Below are 4,085 nucleotides of genomic sequence, written 5' to 3' on the forward strand. Positions count from 1 at the left end.
TTCAAGTCAGTTTAGTGTTTAAGGTGCAATGGTTTAGGCTGGGTGTTTAGCGCTGTTCGCACCTTAATGCGGCGTTATGTTTACACAGTGAAATATCCACTTTTGTGATGTGGTTAATGGAATGGCATTTTCCTGAAAATAGGTCCTAACAGGCTGTGTTTTCTATGCTAAAAAGGTGTTCCTTTTCACGATCAAGGAGTACGGAAATGGAAGTAGATACATGGGACTTTTCTGAAAGTGAGTTCTGGTACAAGCAAAACCTTGATGCCCTCATGTTTGATGCAAAATATGATGGTGACAGATATGTTTTCGCTATTCCAGTTGGTGTCATAAACGATCACTTTGGCACGGATGACTCAAAAGAAGATGCTTTCGATAACTATCAAGAAAACATCGGTGATTTTCAGGATATGGCAGTTCGTTTCGCTTCAGATGTAGAGTCTGACGATGAAACTCCTCATTATTTTATTGGTTCTGACGATTTTTCTGACTATTTCTAATGGTCAGGGCATAAACATAACAAAGCATTTAAGAGTGATTCCCAACGCTTGGCATTTTTCATTCCATCGTTGGGTTTTGTGTTTACGGTGGTATGGTGGGGTTTCGTGGTAGCGTTGCTCACACCTTAATGCGGCGTTATGTGCAGGAGGTAGCGTGATTAAAATGGTTGCTACTTGGTTTCATCTGAACCAAAAAGCTATAACTATATTTGCGGTTTTTCTAGTAATCGGCTTACTGTATTTTCCGCTTTCAAAGTTAACAGATCGAGGTGAACTTGTGACAGGCTTGATTTCAGGTAGAGGATATGTATCGACACAGACTGGAAATGTTGGTTATGTTCGAGTGAGTCTTGTTAACTCCCATTCTGAACAATTAATTCGTATTGGTGAACCTTCACATATTTATCTTGAAAAGGGCGATATGGTTTGTTTAAAACGGTTGAAGCGTTTATTTATTGGGGAGCCTGAATTTATATTTCAAAAAGCAGGTGATTGCACATAACAAAGCATTTAAGAGTGACTCACAACGCTTGGCGATCTCAGTTTAAACCTGGTTTTAGTGTTTAAGGCGTAATGGTTTAGGTTAAGTGTTTAGCGTTGTTCACACCTTAATGCGGCGTTAGCATACAAGGATGAAATATGTTTATTCCAAGGAAATTTAGGCAAGAAAAAATAGAGGAGTTACTTGCCGTCATACAGAAGTACTCATTTGCCACACTTGTCTCTTATTCAGATAACGGTATGGAAGCTACTCATCTTCCAGTACTGTTAGAGTCGGTAGGCGAGACGCTTATTTTGAAGGCACATATAGCTAAAGCAAATCCGCTGTGGAAAAAAGTACAAAATGGTTCGGATGTACTTGTTATTTTTAATGGACCTAATTGCTATATTTCGCCAAACCATTATCCAACGAAAGCGGAACATGGTAAGGCAGTTCCAACATGGAATTATGTCGTAGTGCATGTGAAAGGATCCATTTCATTTGTAACGGATCCCGATTGGGTATATAGCGTAATTGATGAGCTAACAACTAAACACGAAGCTGGTACATCTAATTCTTGGTCTATATCTGATGCTCCTAAGGAGTACATTCAGAAAATGCTTCCAGCTATCGTTGGAGTTGAAATAAAAGTTAATTCCCTTGAAGGGCAATGGAAGCTTAGCCAAAATCAATCAGAGCTAAATCAGCAAGGTGTTATAAATGGTTTATCATCATTAAATGAACCAGCTTCTCAAGCAGTGGCATCGATGGTCCGAGCACAAGTTGAGTAAGTATGCTAACAAAGCATTTAAGAGTGACTCACAACGCTTGGTGATCTCAGTTTAAACTCGGTTTTAGTGTTTAAGGTGCCATGGTTTAGGTTGGGTGTTTTTGCGTTGTTTGCACCTTAATGCGGCGTTAGTATTCAGGAGGAAAATTAGTGCTTCATCAGATAGACAAATATCAGTGTTCTGCTTGCAACATTAAATCCAAACATATTACCGTATTGATTAGGAACCCAAGTCCTTTTGCTGGTGTAAAACATCAAAAGCGTAAAGAGTTTATTGCTGGGTTAATCAAAGGCTGGGCAGTTGGTCCATTTTTAGCTTCTATGGATGAGTTTTCTCGACATACGATCTGTGAAAACTGTGGTACCAAGACGATAGAGAACTGACAAATAAGACTTCTTTTTAAGTTCGGTGTAACAGGTTGGGTCTGAATACTAACAAACTGTTCAAGAGGGATTCGCAACGAGTGGCATTTTTACTATGCGTTGGTTTAAGTGTTTAAGGTGGTATGCAGCGGCTTTGGTATTGCGTTGCTCACCCCTTAACAGGGCGTTATGTTTACTTGTATTTCAAAGGCTTAAATGTCTTAGGCTCTAGTTCTTTGTCCCTCTGGCAATTCGTCCCTAGTAGACTCAGCAAATCAGTATTGTCGGTCTAAGTTCTTGAACCAATCAGCCCGTAAAACATGCCAATGTTCGTGGGTTGCTTCATTGTCAGGTCGTGGCGGTCGGTTTTTTGTTTAACTGGCTTAAAGTCGCTTTTAGGTTCTTTGCCAAGTAGCATTTCGGTTTGGCAGTTGCCTCGGCAATTCAGCATTGTTTTGCGCTTTGGTTGGAAAGAAAGGGCGCTTGTTGTTAGTTGCTCGGGTTGCCTCATTGGGCAGGGAAGTGGAACTACTCGTTTTAGGTTGGTCGCCTTTGGTGGTCAAGTCAATTCTTACCTTGTGGCTTGGTTCAGAAAACTAGTCAGAAATAGTAGTTCTTTCTCAAGTAAATCAGTTGTTTGTGGTAAAACATAACAAACAATTCAACAGTGATTCGCAACGCTTGGCGTTCTCACTTCGAGTTGAGTTTAGTGTTTACGGCGCAGTGTTTAAGTTCAGTGTATGCGCTGCTCACACGTTAATTGGGCGTTAGTTTGCAAGAGGAAAAACGCAGCTATATCGCAAGATCTAGTGTTAAAAGCTCAAAGTTGAAATTGTCGTATTGGCATTCAATTTCAGTGTTAACTAGCGTGGCGAAAATTCAAAATTGGCATCGTTTCAACGGTTGATTTGTTTTTTTGGTACGGCGACTTTTGGGGTGCCTGAGTCGAACTTTTTTGCTGAAACTCTGCTCGTTGAGTTTGTTCGTACAAAAGCCGATTTACTCGCTGAAATGGCGTTTTCTCTGGTGTGGTAAGTTCATGTGGTTTCAGTGGCTTTGTTGAAAGTCCGCATTGTGAGATTGGTTTTCCAAAAGCGCTTTTTGGTGTTGTGAGTTCGTTTTCTGCGGCGTTGTTTGTTTCACGTGGTTTCATTGAGTAGCCGCTTTGAGACTACGCCTGACTTAAGTGCATCAAAACATATAGGGTTTATTGTTTACAAAGTTTAAAATAACGTAAAATCAACGCTTTGGGTTTGCAAACTAACAAACTGCTCAAGAGGGATTCGCAACGCGTGGCATTTTCACTATGCGTTTAATTTAGTGATTAAGGTGGTTTGCGGCTGCTTTTGTATTGCGTTGCTCACCCCTTAGCAGGGCGTTATATTTTTAATTAAGTTAGGAGAAGTAATGAAATTTAAATTGATTTCAGTAGTGGTGATATTGCTCACTTCGTTTAACACCTATGCTGTAACTGAGTGCACTGAAAACATTGTAAACTATTTTGTTGGTACGTCTGAGGTTAACCAATCGGATGCACACCTTTGGGTTTATTTTGAGAGTGGTGGCTCTGCTGGTGTAAGTTCTAAAAGTGCAGCATTTGACGGTATGCTTTCAACAGTTATTAGAAGTATCGCAGCCAATAAAACGGTTAAGGTCAGGTATAAAGCTGATAACGTAGCATGTAAAATGCATCATGATGATTGGATCGGTATATGGCTATATAAATAGGTGACTATTGGCTTTGTTTGTCATTAAGTTGTGTAGGCTTATAAATATAACAAAGCATTTAAGAGTGACTCACAACGCTTGGCGATTTCAGTTTAAACTCGGTTTTAGTGTTTAAGGCGCAGTGGTTTAGGTTAAGTGTTTAGCGCTGTTCGCACCTTAATGCGGCGTTAGCCGTCATGGAGCTTGCTATACTCAAAGTGATAGAATAGTATCACTTTAGTAT

Annotated in this window: 5 protein-coding genes; all 5 read left to right on the top strand. The window is 40.1% G+C overall.

What is annotated here, in order from left to right; all coding sequences use genetic code 11:
- Positions 1 to 206 precede the first annotated feature (206 nt).
- The 5 genes from ACQEXU_RS21710 to ACQEXU_RS21730 all read left to right on the top strand — a co-directional run bounded on the left by ACQEXU_RS21710 (position 207) and on the right by ACQEXU_RS21730 (position 3,862).
- A complete protein-coding gene (locus ACQEXU_RS21710) occupies positions 207 to 500 on the top strand; it encodes a hypothetical protein (RefSeq protein WP_057619449.1) in 294 nt (97 codons plus the stop codon).
- Between the two features lie 154 nt (positions 501 to 654).
- Positions 655 to 1,002 (top strand): hypothetical protein, encoded by a 348-nt coding sequence (locus ACQEXU_RS21715; protein WP_427012273.1) that lies wholly within the window; start codon positions 655 to 657, stop codon positions 1,000 to 1,002.
- Between the two features lie 137 nt (positions 1,003 to 1,139).
- A complete protein-coding gene (locus ACQEXU_RS21720; RefSeq protein WP_427012274.1) occupies positions 1,140 to 1,772 on the top strand; it encodes an FMN-binding negative transcriptional regulator in 633 nt (210 codons plus the stop codon).
- Between the two features lie 149 nt (positions 1,773 to 1,921).
- A complete protein-coding gene (locus ACQEXU_RS21725; RefSeq protein ID WP_427012275.1) occupies positions 1,922 to 2,155 on the top strand; it encodes a hypothetical protein in 234 nt (77 codons plus the stop codon).
- A gap of 1,386 nt (positions 2,156 to 3,541) precedes the next feature.
- Positions 3,542 to 3,862 carry a hypothetical protein gene (locus ACQEXU_RS21730; RefSeq protein ID WP_427012276.1) on the top strand — a complete coding sequence of 107 codons (321 nt, stop codon included), beginning with the start codon at positions 3,542 to 3,544 and terminating at the stop codon, positions 3,860 to 3,862.
- The last annotated feature ends 223 nt before the right edge of the window (positions 3,863 to 4,085 follow it).

Source organism: Vibrio sp. TRT 21S02, from assembly GCF_050113675.1.
Taxonomy (GTDB): Bacteria; Pseudomonadota; Gammaproteobacteria; order Enterobacterales; family Vibrionaceae; genus Vibrio.